The organism is Spiroplasma endosymbiont of Tiphia femorata (genome assembly GCF_964020225.1).
Lineage (GTDB): Bacteria > Bacillota_I > Bacilli_A > Mycoplasmatales > VBWQ01 > Spiroplasma_E.
This window is the reverse complement of record NZ_OZ026544.1, coordinates 641,515-657,908: the sequence shown is the minus strand read 5'-3', so window position 1 is coordinate 657,908 and position 16,394 is coordinate 641,515. Positions and strand designations below refer to the sequence as shown.

The 16,394-nt window shown below is 24.2% G+C and carries 27 protein-coding genes and 4 tRNA genes; 7 read left to right on the top strand and 24 right to left on the bottom strand.

All coding sequences use genetic code 4. From position 1 onward, the window contains the following. Positions 1-11: 11 nt before the first annotated feature. From AACK83_RS04060 to AACK83_RS03990, 15 genes are all read right to left on the bottom strand, one after another. Positions 12-203 carry a hypothetical protein gene (locus AACK83_RS04060; protein ID WP_338957816.1) on the bottom strand — a complete coding sequence of 64 codons (192 nt, stop codon included), beginning with the start codon at positions 201-203 and terminating at the stop codon, positions 12-14. Positions 204-237: 34 nt separating this feature from the next. Beyond that, positions 238-396 carry a hypothetical protein gene (locus tag AACK83_RS04055; protein ID WP_338957552.1) on the bottom strand — a complete coding sequence of 53 codons (159 nt, stop codon included), beginning with the start codon at positions 394-396 and terminating at the stop codon, positions 238-240. A 15-nt stretch (positions 397-411) separates the two neighbouring features. Beyond that, positions 412-1,182, bottom strand: a complete 771-nt coding sequence (locus AACK83_RS04050; RefSeq protein WP_338958822.1) for a hypothetical protein — start codon at positions 1,180-1,182, stop codon at positions 412-414. After that, entirely contained in the window at positions 1,151-1,426 is a 276-nt protein-coding gene (locus tag AACK83_RS04045) for a hypothetical protein (RefSeq protein WP_338958604.1), read from the bottom strand. The genes AACK83_RS04050 and AACK83_RS04045 overlap by 32 nt, the downstream gene beginning before the upstream one ends. Next, positions 1,419-1,562, bottom strand: a complete 144-nt coding sequence (locus AACK83_RS04040) for a hypothetical protein (RefSeq protein WP_338957559.1) — start codon at positions 1,560-1,562, stop codon at positions 1,419-1,421. The genes AACK83_RS04045 and AACK83_RS04040 overlap by 8 nt, the downstream gene beginning before the upstream one ends. Then, the gene (locus AACK83_RS04035) at positions 1,562-2,074 is read right to left on the bottom strand and encodes a hypothetical protein (RefSeq protein ID WP_338957560.1); all 513 of its coding nucleotides are present in this window, start codon (positions 2,072-2,074) and stop codon (positions 1,562-1,564) included. Before AACK83_RS04035 ends, AACK83_RS04040 begins: the two co-directional genes overlap by 1 nt. After that, complete coding sequence (locus AACK83_RS04030) at positions 2,067-2,354, bottom strand: hypothetical protein (RefSeq protein ID WP_338957561.1); 288 nt, start codon at positions 2,352-2,354, stop codon at positions 2,067-2,069. Before AACK83_RS04030 ends, AACK83_RS04035 begins: the two co-directional genes overlap by 8 nt. Further along, positions 2,354-2,578, bottom strand: a complete 225-nt coding sequence (locus AACK83_RS04025) for a hypothetical protein (protein ID WP_338957562.1) — start codon at positions 2,576-2,578, stop codon at positions 2,354-2,356. Before AACK83_RS04025 ends, AACK83_RS04030 begins: the two co-directional genes overlap by 1 nt. Further along, positions 2,578-2,739, bottom strand: coding sequence for a hypothetical protein (locus AACK83_RS04020; protein WP_338957563.1), 162 nt, complete (start codon positions 2,737-2,739; stop codon positions 2,578-2,580). Before AACK83_RS04020 ends, AACK83_RS04025 begins: the two co-directional genes overlap by 1 nt. 3 nt (positions 2,740-2,742) lie before the next feature. Next, positions 2,743-3,036 carry a hypothetical protein gene (locus tag AACK83_RS04015; RefSeq protein ID WP_338957564.1) on the bottom strand — a complete coding sequence of 98 codons (294 nt, stop codon included), beginning with the start codon at positions 3,034-3,036 and terminating at the stop codon, positions 2,743-2,745. Further along, positions 3,026-3,463 carry a hypothetical protein gene (locus tag AACK83_RS04010; protein WP_338957565.1) on the bottom strand — a complete coding sequence of 146 codons (438 nt, stop codon included), beginning with the start codon at positions 3,461-3,463 and terminating at the stop codon, positions 3,026-3,028. Before AACK83_RS04010 ends, AACK83_RS04015 begins: the two co-directional genes overlap by 11 nt. A gap of 2 nt (positions 3,464-3,465) precedes the next feature. Beyond that, the gene (locus tag AACK83_RS04005) at positions 3,466-3,630 is read right to left on the bottom strand and encodes a hypothetical protein (RefSeq protein WP_338957566.1); all 165 of its coding nucleotides are present in this window, start codon (positions 3,628-3,630) and stop codon (positions 3,466-3,468) included. A 134-nt stretch (positions 3,631-3,764) separates the two neighbouring features. Next, complete coding sequence (locus AACK83_RS04000) at positions 3,765-4,283, bottom strand: hypothetical protein (protein WP_338958598.1); 519 nt, start codon at positions 4,281-4,283, stop codon at positions 3,765-3,767. A 12-nt stretch (positions 4,284-4,295) separates the two neighbouring features. Beyond that, positions 4,296-4,436, bottom strand: a complete 141-nt coding sequence (locus AACK83_RS03995; protein WP_338957569.1) for a hypothetical protein — start codon at positions 4,434-4,436, stop codon at positions 4,296-4,298. A 492-nt stretch (positions 4,437-4,928) separates the two neighbouring features. Then, positions 4,929-5,093, bottom strand: a complete 165-nt coding sequence (locus AACK83_RS03990; RefSeq protein ID WP_338959522.1) for a hypothetical protein — start codon at positions 5,091-5,093, stop codon at positions 4,929-4,931. A gap of 183 nt (positions 5,094-5,276) precedes the next feature. On the opposite strand from AACK83_RS03990, the gene AACK83_RS03985 reads away from it, so the two are divergent. Continuing rightward, positions 5,277-7,238 carry a hypothetical protein gene (locus tag AACK83_RS03985; RefSeq protein ID WP_338959521.1) on the top strand — a complete coding sequence of 654 codons (1,962 nt, stop codon included), beginning with the start codon at positions 5,277-5,279 and terminating at the stop codon, positions 7,236-7,238. A 95-nt stretch (positions 7,239-7,333) separates the two neighbouring features. Here the strand turns inward: AACK83_RS03985 and AACK83_RS03980 are convergent, their stop codons facing one another. From AACK83_RS03980 to AACK83_RS03970, 3 genes are all read right to left on the bottom strand, one after another. Then, entirely contained in the window at positions 7,334-8,143 is an 810-nt protein-coding gene (locus AACK83_RS03980) for a hypothetical protein (RefSeq protein ID WP_338959519.1), read from the bottom strand. Between the two features lie 36 nt (positions 8,144-8,179). Then, positions 8,180-8,458 carry a hypothetical protein gene (locus tag AACK83_RS03975; protein WP_338959517.1) on the bottom strand — a complete coding sequence of 93 codons (279 nt, stop codon included), beginning with the start codon at positions 8,456-8,458 and terminating at the stop codon, positions 8,180-8,182. Between the two features lie 93 nt (positions 8,459-8,551). Beyond that, on the bottom strand, positions 8,552-9,715 hold the full coding sequence (locus AACK83_RS03970; protein ID WP_338959515.1) for a hypothetical protein: 1,164 nt from the start codon (positions 9,713-9,715) through the stop codon (positions 8,552-8,554). Positions 9,716-9,960: 245 nt separating this feature from the next. Between AACK83_RS03970 and AACK83_RS03965 the strand changes: the two genes are divergently transcribed. The 6 genes from AACK83_RS03965 to AACK83_RS03940 all read left to right on the top strand — a co-directional run bounded on the left by AACK83_RS03965 (position 9,961) and on the right by AACK83_RS03940 (position 11,643). Continuing rightward, positions 9,961-10,035 (top strand) — tRNA-Asn (locus tag AACK83_RS03965). Positions 10,036-10,059: 24 nt separating this feature from the next. Beyond that, positions 10,060-10,134 (top strand) — tRNA-Glu (locus AACK83_RS03960). Between the two features lie 56 nt (positions 10,135-10,190). Beyond that, positions 10,191-10,266: transfer RNA gene (locus AACK83_RS03955), tRNA-Lys, on the top strand. Positions 10,267-10,270: 4 nt separating this feature from the next. Beyond that, positions 10,271-10,355, top strand: a tRNA-Leu gene (locus tag AACK83_RS03950). Positions 10,356-10,568: 213 nt separating this feature from the next. Then, positions 10,569-11,387 (top strand): Cof-type HAD-IIB family hydrolase, encoded by an 819-nt coding sequence (locus AACK83_RS03945; protein WP_252320908.1) that lies wholly within the window; start codon positions 10,569-10,571, stop codon positions 11,385-11,387. A 103-nt stretch (positions 11,388-11,490) separates the two neighbouring features. Next, complete coding sequence (locus tag AACK83_RS03940; RefSeq protein ID WP_281749279.1) at positions 11,491-11,643, top strand: hypothetical protein; 153 nt, start codon at positions 11,491-11,493, stop codon at positions 11,641-11,643. 209 nt (positions 11,644-11,852) lie between these two features. Here the strand turns inward: AACK83_RS03940 and AACK83_RS03935 are convergent, their stop codons facing one another. From AACK83_RS03935 to AACK83_RS03910, 6 genes are all read right to left on the bottom strand, one after another. Then, positions 11,853-12,125 carry a hypothetical protein gene (locus tag AACK83_RS03935; protein ID WP_338959512.1) on the bottom strand — a complete coding sequence of 91 codons (273 nt, stop codon included), beginning with the start codon at positions 12,123-12,125 and terminating at the stop codon, positions 11,853-11,855. A gap of 61 nt (positions 12,126-12,186) precedes the next feature. Beyond that, the gene (locus tag AACK83_RS03930; RefSeq protein WP_338959511.1) at positions 12,187-14,484 is read right to left on the bottom strand and encodes a cation-translocating P-type ATPase; all 2,298 of its coding nucleotides are present in this window, start codon (positions 14,482-14,484) and stop codon (positions 12,187-12,189) included. 204 nt (positions 14,485-14,688) lie between these two features. Next, complete coding sequence (locus AACK83_RS03925; protein WP_338959510.1) at positions 14,689-15,054, bottom strand: hypothetical protein; 366 nt, start codon at positions 15,052-15,054, stop codon at positions 14,689-14,691. Next, the gene (locus AACK83_RS03920; RefSeq protein WP_338959509.1) at positions 15,035-15,196 is read right to left on the bottom strand and encodes a hypothetical protein; all 162 of its coding nucleotides are present in this window, start codon (positions 15,194-15,196) and stop codon (positions 15,035-15,037) included. Before AACK83_RS03920 ends, AACK83_RS03925 begins: the two co-directional genes overlap by 20 nt. A 244-nt stretch (positions 15,197-15,440) precedes the next feature. Further along, on the bottom strand, positions 15,441-16,055 hold the full coding sequence (yihA, locus tag AACK83_RS03915) for a ribosome biogenesis GTP-binding protein YihA/YsxC (RefSeq protein WP_338959507.1): 615 nt from the start codon (positions 16,053-16,055) through the stop codon (positions 15,441-15,443). A 69-nt stretch (positions 16,056-16,124) separates the two neighbouring features. Further along, positions 16,125-16,325 (bottom strand): hypothetical protein, encoded by a 201-nt coding sequence (locus tag AACK83_RS03910; protein ID WP_252320689.1) that lies wholly within the window; start codon positions 16,323-16,325, stop codon positions 16,125-16,127. Positions 16,326-16,394: the final 69 nt, after the last annotated feature.

The following is a 16,394-nucleotide window of genomic DNA, read 5'->3' as shown; positions in this document are numbered from 1 at the left end:
TCACACCTTTATTATTTATTTTCTTTTCCATTAATTTTTTCATTAAGTTTTGCTAATTTTTTTTGATGTTTCATCACTTTATTATTTCTTCTAATATGTTTTGGAGTTGTAATAAATCTTTTAAATCAAACAATTAATTCTCTACAAATTAATGTTCCTACACTTGTTCCAATAATAATTAATTCATGTAAAAATTCTTTCATTTTCAATTATTTCCTTTCAATTATTTATTTTTAATTATTCGTCAAATTGACCATTATTAATTCTTTCAATCATTGATTTTGAATTACTTATAATAGTTACCAATAAAGATATTTCTTTATTTAATTGTTCCATTCTTTCTTTATATGTCTGAATTTCATTGTTATAATATTCAATCAATTTTTCTTTATTCATTAGTTATCATCTCCTTTATAAACTATCATATGTAGTTGGTCTTTCATATAAAACATCACTACTTCCACTATTATTACTAATAGCATCACTATTAATTAATCTTCTTGTTTCATTTGTAAATGATGTTTCTTGCATTTCTTGATTATGATTTGTAGTTTCCATAGGTAATAAATTATGTATAATTTCACTTGCACCAGCAACTATTGTTGGTACTGCATAAGCATTATTAAAATCATTATTTATACCCATAGCTACACCACTTGAAATTAGACATCCACTAGTTGCCATATTACATATTTTTCTTATTACTTCAAATCTATTAGGTATTAATTCACTTAACCCACCAATTAGATTTGATATACCATAAGTACTTAAACTAATATATGTATCTCAATCCATTTGTTGTTTATTATCATTAGTTAATAATAATGGTCATGGTGGTGTTTCTGTGGTAGTAGTTGTTAATCAAGGTGGTGGTTCAGGATTAGGATTGATTTTTGTAAATTTTGCATAATTAATTAAACCAATAGTTCCTAAACCTAATAATATTTTTTTACTTGAATTTAATATTTTCTTTTTAGTACTTGGCATTTGATTTAAGTTTCATATATCAATTCCTAACTTTTTACTAAATAATAAAGCATTAATACTTCCTAATACTGGATTACCAATAATTTGACCATAATAAGCACTTGTACCAATCATTGCTGATAATGGACTTATTCCAATTCTTATTATTTTTAATAAAGTATAGTTATTTGATTGTACATTCGTGTCATTTGGCATTTTCATTTACTCCTTCATTTTTTGGTTTAATAAACACTTCAACTCAACCTGTATAGTGAACGTTATCACCAACTAAAATAGCAGTATTTGCATGTAGTTGAGAAACAACTAAATATTCAGCAATAACATTAGGATATTTTCATAAAATAATTGCTTTTATATCATTACTATCTGTTAAATCTTTGGGATTTGGTGAAAATATTTCTATTTTATCTTGACCAAATAAATCTGTTAATTTAGTCATTATCAAATTCACCTTTTTCTATTTTTTCAATTAATAAATTTAAAATATTTTTGTCCAAATCAGAGTTTGTATAATTAATTTTTTTAGTTCATTTAATTATATCTTTCATATATTTAAGTAATTTTTCTTTATTCATTATTTATTCTCCTTATTTAAATAATATCAACCAATTAATAAACTATCTGCTTCATCATGATTTGATATTTTTATATTTCAATTATTTTCTTTAATAATTTCTTCAGCAACATATATACTTAGTTCTTTATCTCAAGGTCTTAATCAAAAAATAGGTGGGTCATAACGTTCATATCATTTCTTTCATTCACTTGGACTTATTAACATATCTTTTGTTAATAATTTATTAAATTGTCCTGCAATAAAACCACGTAAATGTTCTTGAGTTTCATAACCAATACCATTTTTTGAATTAAAAGTACCACGTTCAATAATTAAATCCAATTCATTATCATTAACTTTTATATCTCAATAAAATTTTCTTTGTCCATCATATTCTTTTAAATTATAACTTTTAACAAATATTGGTTTTCAATTTCAAAAATCATATTTATCATGTAAATAAACTTTTTTTCATAAAGTAAATCCAGTATTTTTAATACTTGGGTCAATTGAAAGTAAATAATTAGTCATTATCAAATCACCGGTCTTTAATTCTGGTTTTAATTGGTTTATAAACTTCTTCATAATATCCGTTTAAGCGATATGTGTTTTTAAGATATTGCATAAATCTTTCTTTATTAATACAATTTTTATGTCTTGATTTATTAATTTCATCAACTTTATTTCTATGTTCTTTATCACCTTGATAACAATGTTCACATACATTTTCTCAGCAGTTTTTTTCACAAGTAAATAAATCATGTTTTTTATCACATACACAACAATCTTCACAACATACTTCTTTATTCATTATTTATTCTCCTTTCTATTATTTCTTTCTTGCTTTATTAATAAATTTATTCAAATAATTTGATTATCACCATCACCTAATTTTTTTAAAAGATATTCATATCTTTTCTTAAAATCTTCACTATCAATATCTCTATCTTGGTAAATTATTTTTTTCAATTTTTTTATTTTATACAAGGTTTTTGGAGAATATATTTCTCCATGCATGCAAAGAAAACATTTCATTATTTATTCTCCTTATTTTCAATTTGATTAGCAATTTCACTTAATATTTTTAATACTTTATATTCATTTTTTAATTCTTTAATAATAAATATTAAAAATATTATTAGTGTTATACTTGTTATTAATATTGGTGCTATTAATAAAATTTCTCATCATATCATTTTTTACTCTTTTCATTTTTTAAATCATTTAACATTAATTGAACAAAATACACGATTTTTAGGAATGTTTAAAGTATTAAAAATTTGACCAGTTACAATAATTTCATCGTTTTTGTTTAATAAAATACATCGGTTATAAAATTTTGGATTATTAAAAATTAAAGTAACATAGTTTAAACCATTTCATTGACCACGAACACTATAATATAATTCTTTATTACCTTTTTCGTAATATTTTGCTTCAATAGTGTTACTTAGTTTTACTGTTAATTTGACATAATTGGCTTTATCTTTCATTTTTATAATTCCTTAAATAGTATTGAATGTGTTTATATGCATCTTGTTCATGTTTTGTTAATTTTATATTTCCTTTATAATTTGTTATTTTATTTTTATTTTTTGGTTGGTTTTCTAGATAATCTCAGTTGAAAACATCTTGTACTAATACCATTAATGAACCAATAATTTTAGGAGTTGCTAATGGATTAGTTAATAATTGTTTTGAACTTAAAAAGAAATTTTCTACAATAACTAATATTTTGTTTTCAAAAAATTGTTCTTTGATTATTGATAATATTCTTTTATAACGATTTTTACTTTCAAAAACATGTGTTGTGTTGAATGTTTCTGTATAAATAATCCTATTTGTTTCATTTGAATATATAACAATTCCATTATTACCAATACCAGCGGGGTCAATCCCAATAATTAAGTCATATTGCATTATTAATCAAATTCACCATTTTTAATTTTTTGATTTAATTGAGATATAAGATTTAATCTTCCATTAAAACAACTTTTTCAAAGTTTAGTTACTTTTTCATCGTCTCTCATTTCTTTATTTCATTCTCATTCATCTTTAAGATATTCAAGTATTTTTTCTTTATTCATATTTATACCTCCTACTTAACCTAATATTTAAAATACAGTCATAACAAATTGCTTTACTATTTTTATCTCTTAAAAAATATTTTCTTGTTTTTATATCATTAGTATTAAAGAATAAATAATCTAATTTATTTTGTTTACATGTTCAACAAAAATACTTTTTCATTATGAGTTGAAATTTCCTTATAAGAAGTAACTATATAATTAATTGGTAAATCATCATGTTTATATGGATTATTTATTTTAAAACCTTTTCTGTTTTCTTCTCACGTAATGTTATATTTAAAACAAGGATTAGTAATTTTAGTTTTGTTATCTGTTATTTCACCCATAAATCAACTATTATGCTGTTCATAAAATGTTAATTGTTCAAGTTTTATATCATTAAGATAATATTCTTTTGGAGCAGTTGGTTTATTAACAGTTATTTTTTGGTCTTTAATATATGGTTCTAATAACTTTATTAATTCATTACCACTTAATTCTTTTTTAATATTTTCTAAATTAAAAACTCAATATGTGTAACTGTTATCAACAATAAAAGAATTATTTTTAATCATTCATTTTGGAAGAGATAATTTATATTCAACATAATCAATAAGAATAGATTGTGGTTTATCTTTAACAATTTGTTCTTTTTTAAATTCTATTTGCATAATAATCCTTTCCTAATATGTTCTGTTGCTTCTAGCATAAAGAACATATATTTTTATTCTTAGATTATTAATAATACTACTATTTGTTTTATTCATTCCAGCAATTCTGGGCTCAAAAATTTTTCAAAAAAAAATAAAAAATAAAACCAACACTTGCTCACTTGGTAGTGGCAAGGTTGGTTAAATAAAGAATAATAGTTGGTCCCCACTCCGGGTCTATATATACTAGTTTCCAATTCGCTCCCACCCCAAGAATTACCATTTCTGGTTAGTATATTTTATTAGGTATCACTCCACTTTTTATTTATCCATGCAAGTCCACATGCTAGCTACTATTTTTAACAACTGTGTTGTAGTTCACTTTTTTAGTTCCCTAACACGTGTTGATAATAGTGCTAAAGACGGTTATTAAAAATTTTAAAATTTTACAATTACAAAAAAAGACAAGAATTTTATTCTCGTCTTTTGTCATTTATTTTTTAATTTAATAGTTTAAAAAAGAAAGGAGTTATTTTTAAAAATTTTTATTTATCGACATCTTCGGTACGCTCCCAAATATTTTAATCCAAACTATTGATTTAAACTATGATTATTAATCACACCAGTTTTTAATAATCAACTACAAAATACTAATGCTAAAACAATTTATAATAAAGAAACTATTAAAGATTGAAAACCTAAAAATATATCTATTGCAGATTGTACACAATCTAATGATCAAGACATTACTTGTATTCATGAAGCAGGACATACAACAATTATTTTAGATTCTAAATTTAAAAACAAATTTCAAAAATTAGAATCTATCACTTCAGATTCCCAATACCTTGGAAGAACAATATCTGATCAGTTTATACCTTTAAATCAAATTAAAAATATAAGTGATAATGACTTTTATACACTTTATTACAAATTGATTTAGGTGGATTTGCTGCTGAATCTATCTTTTTTGATAGTAACCCTTTAAAATATATTATTGGACAAGCAAGAATTATGGATTCAAGTGACTTACAAGACTATCATAATATTTATCAAGAAGAATTTGAAAATAGAAAATTAAAACTCTACAATGAAGAACCTTTAAATTTTATAGGTAAACAATTAAATGAAACAAGAAAAATAATAAATAATAAACCAGAATTTGAAAAAATTCTTAAAACATGTTGTCTAATAAACTACGTTAATAAAGAACACGCAGATTATATTTTGAAACATAAAGAAATACCTATTCCATTATTTACAATTGAACAAATACAAAACTTAACTAAAAAACAAATACAAGCACTCACAATCGAACAAATAAAGTGATTTATAAAAGAACAAATTTTGGCATTGACAAAAGAACAAATTTTAGCATTTACAAAAGAACAAATTTATTGATTCATTGAAAATCAAAACTTTACAAAAGAACAAATTTCATGATTTACTCAAATTAAAATTCAAACACTCACAAACGAACAAATACAATCACTCACAGATTGACAAGTTAATTGATTTACAAGTAAAAAAATTCCACAGTTCACAAACGAACAAATTCAATGATTTACTACAAATCAAATTCAAGCATTTACAACAGAACAAATACAATCATTTGTACCAGAACAAATACCACACTTCACAGAAGATCAAATACAAGCTTTTACCAAAGAACAAATTTTAGCATTTACAAAAGAACAAATTTATTGATTCATTGAAAATCAAAACTTTACAAAAGAACAAATTTCATGATTTACTCAAATTAAAATTCAAACACTCACAAACGAACAAATACAATCACTCACAGATTGACAAGTTAATTGATTTACAAGTAAAAAAATTCCACAGTTCACAAACGAACAAATTCAATGATTTACTACAAATCAAATTCAAGCATTTACAACAGAACAAATACAATCATTTGTACCAGAACAAATACCACACTTCACAGAAGATCAAATACAAGCTTTTACCAAAGAACAAATCCAAGCGTTTACAAAGGAACAAATTTGTTCATTTATGCCTATCCAAATTGGGTGATTTATACCTATTCAGATTGCTTCATTTTTGCCATTGCAAATACAATCATTCACAAATCAACAAATACGAGCGCTCACAAACGAACAAATTTATTGACTTATTTATATCCAAATTCAAACATTAACACCACAACAAATTTCAGTTTTTACAGAAAAACAAATCTCATATTTTGCAAAAGAACAAATACCATTTTTTAATGAAAAACAAATTCAAACATTAACAGAGACACAAATTTTGTCACTTACAATAGAACAAATTACTTGGCTAACAAAAGAACAAATACCCTGATTTACAACTGAACAAATTCAAGCACTCACAAAAGTACAAATACAAACACTAACAATACAACAAATACAAACTTTTACAAAAGAACAAATTCATTGACTTATTTATCTCCAAATTCAAGCACTCACACCAACTCAAATTTCGGTTTTTACATCAAAACAAGTTTTAGCAATAGCAGAAGAACAAATACCATATTTTAATAAAAAACAAATCAAAGCATTTACACCCACACAAATTTTAACATTTACAACAAAACAAATATCTGCATTTATAGAACAACAAATTAAAGAGTTTACACCCACACAAATTACTTATTTTAATGAAAAACAAATTCAAACATTTACAAAAACACAAATACAAGCATTTACAAAAGAACAAATTAAAGAGTTTACACCCACACAAATTACTTATTTTAATGAAAAACAAATACCCTGATTTACAGATTGACAAATTCCATATTTTAATGAAAAACAAATACAAGCATTTACACCCACACAAATTGAGTCATTTACAGAAGAACAAATTAAAAATTCACCACAACTTTTATTAAGAAAAGAAGAAATTAAAAGTTTTAATTCAAAAGAAATAAATAAATATAATTTAAATAATGAAACTTTAAGTAGTGAAATTAAGAATAATTCAAGAAAATTATAAAATTTATTTTATATAAATTCTTATTGTTTCTAATAAGATATTTTATTTTTTCTTTTATTAATTTAATTTGAACTTAAATTTTAGATTCATATTTTTTATAATATTCTAGGCAAATCAATTCTAAAAAAATTATCTAATTTTTCTCATGCAATATTACGTTGACTTTCTTCAGTATCTATTCACTGATCAAAGGCTTCGGCAAATAAATCAAGATGTGATTCTCGGCCATATTCACTTCTCACAATACCATATGCTAAAAGTTTTTGATAAATTGGATCGTTAATTTTTGTACCATTTGCTAATGATGAAATCATATAATTAATTTCATCAGTTATTTCTCCTTTTTCTAGATTATCTTTTAATAAATAAGATGAATTAAAATAATTATTTCATCATTTTTTAGGATCATTATCTGCAAGTGAATTTATTCTTTGTTTTCCTTGAAAATTTAAACGAATAAAAGAACCTAAAGCATGACCATATTCATGAACAATTGTTCTAATAATACTTTTTGAAGCTTTATAACCACTAACATATTGCCAATATTGAGTTCTTTTACTAAGAGAATTTGGATTTATTACCATAACTTGAACTAATGAATAATTTTGAAATTGTGAATCATAAACATAACCAGATTTAACAAAACCAAATAAGCCATTTTTATTAATTTTAGCCACTCGATATAAAAGTTTAAGAACATTTTTTTTACCATAAATTTGTGCAAATATATTATAAAATCGAACTAATTTATCTTTTATCTCTGCTTTTTCATTAGCATTTATTGTAGATGAATTAATTAATGTATCCCAATTAATATTTGTATAAGTTTTGCCAAGATTAGTAATATTAATTTGATTTTGTAAATCAGAAAAATCTGTAAAATTACTCTTATTATTTGCTAACAAGTTAAATTCATTAATCGATTCTTTTTTTGCCTGATATTAAATTTTTTCTTCTAAATTAGTAACAAAGTTTAGTTTTTTACTAGTTTTATTAAATCAATTTTGCGGATTTTTTAAATATCATTGTTTTAAACTAGCAGCATCTTCACCTTCAATAAAATTTATGCGATCACTTACTACTTTATTAATTCTCTTATTGATATCAGGAACAATATAATTACCAGAAATATCTTGCTCATTTTCATCAGCTAAATCATAATCATTATTAGTACAACCTCACCTACAAGCAATAACATTTATTGTTGTTGCACTAACCAAAATATAATTTAAAAAAAATCTAATTATTTTCTCATAACTTTATCTCCTGAATCTATATTTAAATAATTAGGGATTTATATTAATTTAATTATGCTATCATGAAATATTTAACTTATAATAAGGTATTTCTGTATAACTTTCTGATACTTTTGTTGAAAAAGCAAATATTTTTGATCCTGGTTTAGGAGTTATTTTTGCAGTTTTTAATTTTTTATTAAAACTCTCAATAAGAAATTCATTATATAAAATATCTTTATACTTATCAGCAATTTTTTTACCAAGTGTCTTTACTACAACATCATAAAATAATTTATTTTTATTATTTTCTGTATATAATCCTTCTAACTTAATGTCAATTTCTTCATCATTTTTTGGTTGTTTACCTTGGTAGTTAATAAAAACTCGATTATTTTCTGTTGGTAATGGTAAAAAGTTTGCTTTAAATGATGAATAATTCATAATATTTTCAATTGCAAAACTAAATTCAATCTTTCCTTCATTATTAAAATTGGGAAAACTTAACTCATATATTTTTAATGCTGAACTAGTTAAAGCAGATGTAATCTCATTTTCATAAAATTTTATTAATTTATTACGATTTCCTAAATATTCCATAACTGTTGCAAATCTCCCAAATTGACTTGTTGGATGTAAGAATGTGCTTTTTTCATACATATCAGTATTAAAATAAATTTTTCCAAGATTTTGTTCATAAAAAATATCCGAAAATTCTACTGGCTTATTTAAAATATCTATTTTCCCTTGAAAGTGACTATTACTTTTTGCTATTAAAGAAATATTTTTATTATCTTGATTAATTAGTACATCTAAATCATTATTAGAAAACTTAGTACCATTCATAATATTAATTGCTTCTAAAATTAAATCTTTATCAACTATTCCGTTTTTTTCAAAACTTTTACTATAAGGCAATGCTTTTTTAGTTATTATTTGACTAATATCATTACTTAGTCAAAGCAAATTAACCTCTTTAACTAAAAAAGGTAAATCTGTTGTATCTGGCATATAACGAATAATAGCCTTTGTCATTCCATCTAACATATCAACATCAATATTATCAGTATTCATTTTTTCTTTTCTTAATTCACTTTTCAAACTAAATGAATTAGGAATTATATTATAAGTTTCTTTAATACTATTATTTATTTTGCTTAGATTCGTACTTAATACATTTCCAAAAGTTCCTACAGTTGTTCCAAATGTTAAAAAACTTAATGTTGCTAATAATAACTTCATAAATTAAAACCCCTTTATATTAATAATGTAATTCTACATGATTTCTATGTTTACTTCTTTCTAATTACTTTTACCATTAATAGTATTCATTATTACAAATAATACTTAAGTTATTATTATATTTAATTTAAAAAAATGATTAATAAAGCATATACATTGCCGTAATCAAGAAAAAAATAAAAAAAACTTTATTAGTTATTGCAAATTATACTTTTCTTCAATATAATAATTAAGGTTTAGTAAATGCCCGGTTAGCTCAGCGGCAGAGCATTCGACTGTTAATCGAAGTGTCATAGGTTCAAATCCTATACTGGGCGCCATTATTCTAAACTCTTGTTTTCTACGGCTCGTTGGTGAATTGGTAAACACATAGGATTTTCATTCCTACATTACGGGTTCGATCCCCGTACGAGTCACCATTAATTAATATTTAGACTGCAAGTATTATAATTACTTGTTTTTTATTCCCCTAGATGTCTCGTTAGCTCAATTGGCAGAGCATCAGACTCTTAATCTGAGGGTTGTAGGTTCGAGGCCTATACGGGACACCAAAATGCGGAATTGGCGAAACTGGCAGACGCACCAGATTTAGGCTCTGGCGCCGAAAGGCATGAGGGTTCAAGTCCCTTGTTCCGCACCATACATTATTTTATTAACCTTTATGTTTTTCATTAAAGGTTTTTTTCTTTTTTGAAATTTTTATTATATAAAAATTAAAATAAAATATTATGTTTAAAATATAATATTTTATTTTAATTTAAGAAATTTTATTCTATGGAAATATATAGTATTTTATTATTTTATCTTTATAATATTAATAAAATAATAGAAAAAAGAAAGCAGGAAATGATTGATGGTAAAAATAATTTTTACTGATGTAGATGGTACTTTATTTGATAGTGGCAGTGCCTTAAGTGAAATTAATCTTAATGCTTGTTTAAAAGCTCAAAAAAATAATATTAAAGTTGTAATTAATACAGGTAGATATGGTGAAAATGCTATTCGTGTTGGTAAAATGATTAATGCTGAAAAATATGATGGTTATATTATTGGTAATGATGGCGCTGAAATTTGATCATATACTAAACAAAAATGAATTTATTTACAACAATTAAATTCAGAAACAACAATTAAACTTTATGAATGATTAACCAAATATAATAAACAAATGATTTTACATTTTAATAGTATTGATACTTTGTATGTTAACCATGCGGCTAATAGTTGAAGTACATGAGTTGAAAATCTGCAAATTAAAATTATTAAGTTAACTAATAGTACTGATATTAAAATGCCAATTTCAAAAGTAATGGTTATTTTAGAAAAATATTGAAAGGCTAATGAAATTACAAAATTCATTAATAATTTTGAAACTAACTTTCCGGATTTAACAATTGTTCAATATCATACAAATGTTTTTTCAATTGGTAATAAAAACATTAATAAAGGTTCAGCACTACAATGATTATGTAATCATTTAAATATTGACACTAAAGATGCATTAACGATTGGTGATGGATTTAATGATTTACCAATGTTTGAAGTATCTGGTCATCCAATAGTAATGGAAAATGCTAATATTGCTTTAAAACCATATGGTAAAACTATTGCTCCAAATAATGATGAACATGGAGTTGGATATATTATTAATAATTATGTTTTTAAAAAATAAAAACTTAATATTTTTAAAAATATACTCTTATAGTTTATTAACACACTAATAATTAAAATATATTATAATAATAATATAAGAAAAGTGAAAGGAGAAGGAAAATATGGCAGCAAAAAAACCTACTGTTTTTAATATTTTTATGAAAACTACATTGCCAAAAGTTAAAGCAGAACACCCAGAATTAAAACATACTGAGGCTTTTGGAAAAGCAGCAGCATTATGAGCTAATGCTGAAGAAAATCCTAAAAACAAATAGATAAACAGATAATTCCTTAAAAGAGTCAGATTTAAAATCTGACTCTTTTAAATATAAAAAAATATTGAAATTTTAAAAAAACACTAAAATTGCTATACAAATCAACAATGATAAAGTATAATCAAAATACTTACCTAGTAGGGTTATAGAGAAAGGTAAGTTTTAATTTTTAAAAATATAAAAAAAGTTACCTTAATTGGTAACTTTTTTTATATTTTTGATAAACTTCATTTATTTTGACTTGTAGATGGTTTATCAATATCTTCTAAATTAATTGTTTCTCAATCATTATTTTCTCTTTCTTTTACTAATAGAGAAAGTTTGTTCTTATAATCATCAATTATCAGTTGATTAATTCTAATCAACTTTTCATCAGGGTTTGGTTCAACATTATTTTTTTCTTCTATAATACGTATCATTTCCTGTAAAATAGATATCTTTTGATCAAGCTCTGCTCTTTTTTCTTCATTTTGTCTAGCCATTTAAATTTCCCCTTTCAAAAAAATAAAGTACTTTTTTATTTATTATTAATTTATATATTATCTAATATTTATATTTTCTTCATTTAAAAATTAATGAATTTCCAACAACAGTTATATCAGAAAGAGCCATCGCAATTGCAGCCAACGGTGGAATAATAAATCCGGCAGCAGCTAATGGAATAATGATAATATTATAACTAAATGCTCAAATAAAATTCATTCAAATATTATTTTTAGTTTTTTTAGTTAAAACAATAGCCTTATAAATAATACTAATATCATTATCAAGAATAGTAATATCACCAATTTTTTTAGCAATATCACTACCAGAGCCCATTGCAATTGCTAAATCAGATTGTTCTAAGGCAATAACATCATTAATACCATCACCAACAAACGCTACTTTTTTCCCTTTTGCTTGTAAATCAGCAACAATTTGTGATTTACCTTGTGGTGTAACATTAGCAAAGTATGTTTCTATCCCAACGCGATTAGCAATAGCAAGTGTTTGTGATTCATTATCACCACTAATTAAAATAACCTCAATTCCCTGTTTTTTAACTTTTTCAATTGTTAATAATGCATTTGTTTGTAATTCATCTTCTAAAATAAAAATATTAGTAACAACTTTATTAATTGCCAATGCCAATACTTTCTGGCTAGGAGTAACTGTTTCAAAATCAAATGTTTTTAGAAATGGACTAAATGGCATTTTTGCTTTTTGTAAATTTTCAAGTGATGAAATTTGTAATTCTTCAGTTTGATATTTTGCTTTAATACCAAAACCAATTTGTTCTTTAACTTCGGTAATTGTCAATGATTGTCCAACATTATTAGTATTAGCATATAAAGAAAAAGCTAAAACCAAAGGATGTGTTGAATGTTTTTCCATAGCAATTGCCTTATTAACATGTTTTTCTTGACCATAAATTTTAGTAATAACCAAATTACCAGTAGTTAATGTTCCTGTTTTATCAAAACAAATGGTATCAATCTTAGTAATTTTTTCAAAAGCACTAGCCTTATTATAAATAATTCCTATTTTTGCTGCTTTATTAATTCCAACAGCAACTGCTAATGGTGTTGCAATCCCTAATGCACAAGGACAAGCAATTATTAAAGTTGCAATTGCAATTTCTAATGATTCTTGCACACCATTACCTACTGCAAAATAACGAATAAGAAAAACTAAAATGGCAATTAAAATAACAGTTGGTGTAAATCACCCAGAAATTTTATCAGCCAATTTTTGTAATTTTGGTTTCTGAGATTGTGCATCTTCAACTGCCTTAATAATACTTGCTAATACTGTGTCTTTACCAATTTTAGTTGCTTTCATTCTAAAACTATCACCAACATTATTAGTTCCACCAATTAAATTTTGGTTAACTTGTTTCGTAATAACTTGCGATTCACCAGTTAACATTGATTCATTAATAAATGCTTCTTCACTAATTAATTGACCATCAGTAGGAATATTTTCACCTTTTCGAATAATTAAAATATCATTTAATTGTACATCTTCAATATTAATAAAAGTTTCTGTTTTGGTATTATAATCATATTTTAAGATTGATTTTGGCTTTAATGACATTAAACTTTCTAAGCTACTAGTAGCCCTTTTCTGTGCAACAGCACTAATTAAATCACCAAGTAAAACAATCATAATAATTGAAGCACTAACTTCAAAATATAAGTGTTCGGTTTTATTAATTATCATTAAATAAATAGAAAAAATAAATGCCGTTGTTGTTCCTAGTGCTACTAAAGTATGCATACCGGGTCATTTTTGTTTAATTAATTCTCGATAAATACCAATATAAAATTTACGACCAAAATAAAATTGAATTGGAAGTGCTAGTGCAAGTTGGACATAAGGATTACGTAAACTATCAAAAAATGAAGTATTAGGTATCATAATTAATAATAATGGTAGTAACAATATTCAACCAATAATAAGTTCAATTAAATCACGTAATTTAACATTATGTTGATGATTATGATGTTGTTCTGACATATGAGATTGATGTTGTTCACTACTATGACTATGACTACTATGATCATCTGTAATATCTTTCATATCAACTTGGTGACTCGTTTTTATATCTTTAATCTCAGTTTCAAACTTACAAATTTCATATCCTAAATGATGCATTGCTTTTTTAATTTTTTTTTCATTTCAAAACTTAGGATCATAACTAAATTGTGCTTTTTTAGTAGCAAAATTGATACTAACAGTAATACCATCTTCTTTGGTAAAATGTCTTTCGATGACACTAGCACAAGAGGTACATGAAACATCTGACAGTACTGCTCTACTAATAACAAAATTATCATTTATATCACTTGTATTATTCATATTAACTTCATCTCCTCAAATTTTAATATTTTAATCTTTTTTATTATTTTTTAACACACAATATATACAAAAATAAATTATACACATTTTAATGTTAAAAAATATTAAAAACACTAAATCCCCAATAACATAATTGGGGATTTATTACCTTAAAAAGTAATATATTTATATTATAACATAGACTATCTTAAATCTAAAAATTAATTATAAACTGGCCATTTTCTTTGATTCTATTTTTACTTCAATTTGTGAATCTATATTATTTATAGCGGTTTTTTTATCTGCAAACTTATCATTGTCAACTTCAATTTGTCTTCTTTGTTTTTCATCAAATTTTTTTGCTGCATCTATGCCAAAAGTAATAGCACCAACAGCAGCACCAACAGGAATACAAACAGGTAATATTACAGCATTGGCAATCCCACCAACAGCACCAGCACTAGCAGCAGTTATTATATCAGTTTTTAATTGTTCTTCAGAACGGTCACTAACAACACTAACACCACCCGCAACAGTAGCAGTAACTAAAGCGCTTATTTGAGCAATAGGATTAATATACAAAGCAACCACTAGCAGCACCTTTAGTCACTTTTATAATTTTTGCGGTTGTTCGATGTTTTGTTTTAAATTTTTTTCATTTTGTAGGTTTTTGTTCTACATTTTCTTCTGATTTTGCTTCAAGATTTTGTAAAATTTCATTTTTTATAGGCATTTCTTTTAATCTTCCTTTCAAATAAAAACTCATTTATTTTTATCAAAATAATGAGTTAAAAACTTATATTAAGTTTAATTATTATATTCTTTTCTATACTGAATATTGATATTTTTAATAATTGCAAACTATCATATACAATTTATAGATATACTGGTTTATAATCAATATAAATAAAAAATAGATAAGAATATATACATATTAAACAACTTTTATCTTTTTTATAGCAACAAATATTATACTATTAAGTTTCTACTTCAACTTCATCAGTATTAACATCATCTGTTAATTTACTAATTACTAAATCAATTCCTTGTTTACTAATACTAGAAAATAAAATAATAGGAGTATTAGTGCTAAGTTTTAAAGTTGATAATATTAATTTTTTATTTTTTACTAATTGACTATTTTTCACTTTATCAACTTTAGTAGCAATTAAATGAATTTTTAAATGATAATGTTGTAAATATTCCAACATATCAATATCATCTTTACTGGGTGCATGTCTTAAATCTAATAATAAAAAAACTGCTTTTAAATTTTTTCGTGACTGAAAATATTCATCCATCATTGTCGCAAATTGGATTTTTTTTTCATTTGATACTTTAGCAAAACCATAGCCAGGAACATCAACAAAGCGACAAATATTATTATTAATTGTAAAAAAATTTAGCATTTGTGTTTTACCAGGTGTTTGTGAAACTCTAGCTAACTTACCATTATTACAAATTGTATTTAAAAATGTTGATTTACCAACATTACTGCGACCAACAAAACAAAATTCAGGAATTTCATCCTGCGGCCATTGTTCTTCTTTAATAGCACTAGTTAAAAATTGTGCTTGCTTAATTCGTTCCATTTTTTACCTCTTATTCAAAAATATATTATAGTCAATAGTTAAAATTTAAACTAATTATTATTTATTATTTTAATTTTTATTAATATTAATAAAATTAGTAAAATGAATATTATCTAATGGTCATATACCAAAACCAAAAAATAATGCAGCCAAAATGATACCACCAACAATAATACAAATAGCAAGTCATTTTATAATTTTAAATAATAACATAAAACTAATAATAGCAATAGCTATTATAATAATACCAACTATTACAAATGTATTCATGTTTACCTCCTATTATTTTAATTATTAAAGTAACACGTAACATTAATTAATAATAACATAAAATAAATT